Source organism: Halobacillus sp. BBL2006, from assembly GCF_000786645.1.
GTDB lineage: Bacteria > Bacillota > Bacilli > Bacillales > Halobacillaceae > Halobacillus.
In genome coordinates this window covers 1-3,085 of sequence record NZ_JRNX01000589.1, presented here as the reverse complement: position 1 = coordinate 3,085, position 3,085 = coordinate 1, and the positions used below count along the sequence as shown (strand labels likewise).

Annotated in this window: 2 protein-coding genes; both read right to left on the bottom strand. The window is 39.8% G+C overall.

The genetic code is table 11. The features are described 5' to 3' along the window. Positions 1 to 295 precede the first annotated feature (295 nt). A complete protein-coding gene (pnpS, locus tag LD39_RS16480; RefSeq protein WP_035549970.1) occupies positions 296 to 2,050 on the bottom strand; it encodes a two-component system histidine kinase PnpS in 1,755 nt (584 codons plus the stop codon). Beyond that, positions 2,051 to 2,746 carry a response regulator transcription factor gene (locus tag LD39_RS16475; RefSeq protein WP_035549967.1) on the bottom strand — a complete coding sequence of 232 codons (696 nt, stop codon included), beginning with the start codon at positions 2,744 to 2,746 and terminating at the stop codon, positions 2,051 to 2,053. Positions 2,747 to 3,085: the final 339 nt, after the last annotated feature.

Genomic DNA, 3,085 nt, shown 5'->3' with positions numbered 1-3,085 from the left:
AGGAAGCTCGCCGGTTCCCCCACAGGAAAGCGAGCCATTCCCCTACGCCCCTTATTCCACACACAAATATCTCGAAATCGAATCTTCCACAATCCTGCACGTTTTGTTGAAATACCTTAACGATTCATTTTTGTATTTTCAAAAATATATCTAATAAACAACAAAAACATTACTTTTCCATAAAAAAAAAGGTAGAAGCGAGGGAAGCTTCTACCTAAAAAGAGAAAACACCTTGGATGAAAGGGTTTCAATTAGTATCCTATCAAAGAAATATAAATGTTAATTTAATGTAAGATTAAGTTTTTGTAAACTTCCTCGGAAGCTTCACATGAAACGTCGTCCCCTCATTTACAACACTTTCGACATCAACGCGGCCATGATGGGCTTCAACAATGTGTTTTACTATAGCCAGGCCTAAACCTGTGCCTCCGGAATTTCTGCTGCGCGCCTTATCTACACGGTAAAAACGTTCAAAAATTCTTGAGATTTCCTCTTCAGGAATTCCGACACCATTATCCGATATAGATATAACGACTTCCTCTTTCTTTTCCGTGAAAGTAAGCGATACTTCCCCATCTGAGCCGGTATAATTGATCGCATTCGTGAGCAAGTTCATAAAAACTTGCTTGAGGCGGCTCGAGTCCCCTTGAATTAGGGTTTCCCCTTCTACATGAGCCTCGAGACGGACTTCCTTTTGCTCCGCATGCTGTTGCACTATGGGAAGCAAGTCGTTAAGCAGACGCTGGATTTCCACATTTTCAATATTCAAGTAGAAATCTTCTCTCTCCAATTTAGAAAGCTCCAGGAGATCCTGAATTAAGGATTGAAGTCTGCCGCTCTCTTTTAGGATGATAGATAGAAATTGTTCTAACATGGCTTCATCTTTCATAGCTCCATCGAGAAGGGTTTCTGAAAAACCTCGAATCGAAGTGATCGGTGTTTTCAGTTCATGCGATACATTCGCTACGAAGTCTTTTCGCATTTGTTCCAATTGCTTCAGCTCGGATATGTCATGGAAAACAAGAACAGTCCCTCTCCATTTCTGATCTTCACTGAAAATCGGTGCTCCTGTCACTTCTAAATGTTTACGATCGATGTTGACTGGCAATACGAAAGTTTCACTAATCGTCTCTTCAAACATATATATTTTTTGGACCGTTTCGTGAATAGCAGTGTATGGAATAGCATCATGATACAAATAACTGACATACTCACTCTGCTCGCCGCCAAAAGTATCGAGAAAGGCTCGGTTCACTAATAAGATGTACCCTTTTTCGTCAATAAGGACGAGCCCGTTACCCATATTGTTAATCACTGCTTCTAACTGATTTTCCTGCATCCCTTTTGTGCTTGTCATTTCTTGAAGATTTCGTGCTAATATGTTGATCGATTGACTTAATTGGCCAGCCTCACCGAAATGACCTTCATATGTTCTCGCTTTATAATTACCTTTTGCCAATTCATTTGCTACATTAGCAGCCGCGCGGATCGGCCGTATATATCTAGAAAACACGTTATACCCGATAAAGAAAATAACTATCAATCCTAGTAGAAGTACGAACCCAATCAACAACCATATATTTTTCGTAATATTGGTCAGTGATTTAACAGGTGAAATAAGAATTAAGGTCCCTTCCGTATTTTCAATTCGGATTTCCATTGGAAAGTAGAACGTATTGTCCATCAACTTCCCTTCACGAATCTCCCCACCACCCGATTTTACTAGCGAGAGTACGGTCTGCTTTTCATTTTCTGAAATGATATCTATAGCTTCTACCGTATCAATCATGATCTCACCATCATTCGAGACGAAGACCATTCCTGTATTCAGCTGTTCACTGAATTCGTACAGTTCATCCTCATTTACATCTTCATTTGAAGTGTACCTTTTCAAATAAGAGGCAAAGTATTGGCTCTCTACTTCCACACGTTCTTCAAAAATATTGATGAAGTAACTTCTTGTCAGCTGGGCTAGTAATATACCAAGACCCACCATCACGATGACAACAAGAATGGTGTATGTAAATAGAGGTCTTGTGTTTGAACCCATTTATTTCGGTTCCTCCATTTTATAGCCAAGACCGCGGATGGTTTTGATATAAACAGGCTTTTTCGTATCGGGTTCAATTTTTTCTCTCAAGTGACTTACATGAACGTCTACAATCCTGGTATCTCCAGCGAAATCATAGTTCCAAACCGCACTCAAAAGCTGGTCTCTCGACATAACTCTTCCTATATTTTGAGCAAGGTAAACCAAAAGTTCGAATTCTTTCGGTGTAAAGGTAAGAGGCTCGTCCTTTATGGTAGCCTCGTATTGCTCTGGATATATGGATAGATCCGCAATTTGAAATTGCTTTTCTTCGACTTCTACTGGTTCGCGGACCATACGTCGTAAAATCGCTTTAATCCTTGCTACGACCTCACGCGGGCTGAACGGCTTAGTCAGATAATCATCCGCTCCTAACTCAAGTCCGAGCACTTTATCAAACTCATCATCTTTAGCCGTAAGCATTAGAATTGGTGTATTCACCTGCATCTGTCTTAATTGCTTACAAACGTCCATTCCGTCCATACCGGGAAGCATAACATCAAGGACGATTAAATCGAAAGAAGTAGATGATGCTTTGTCAAGAGCATCCGTACCATTGTAGGCTACTTCGGTTTCAAAACCAGCTTGTTCAATATTATATTTAAGTAGTGTAACAATGGATTCTTCATCATCGACAATTAAAATTTTTTGTTCCATCTGCCATCACCTCTGCCATCTAGTTACCTTCATCATACAATGAAGTTTACAATTTGAATATGGAAGTTAACCAAATTTACCTAATTTTAATAAACACTCTTCTATAGAATGCGACAACGACTGGTTTAAATATGCATAAACACAAAAATAGAGCCCTAAAAGGCCCCTTAAATCCCAAAGAATCTTAGGTTGTTATTTATACTTCCTCGATTAGTTCTTCCATTATATAGCAGTATTCTGAAAACTTGATTTCGAAATTTTGAGGGAATTTAGGATCGTTGGGCAAGGATTCGTCCGATTCGTCCAACTGCATCGCCCCTTGCCATTATGGGGGAGGGG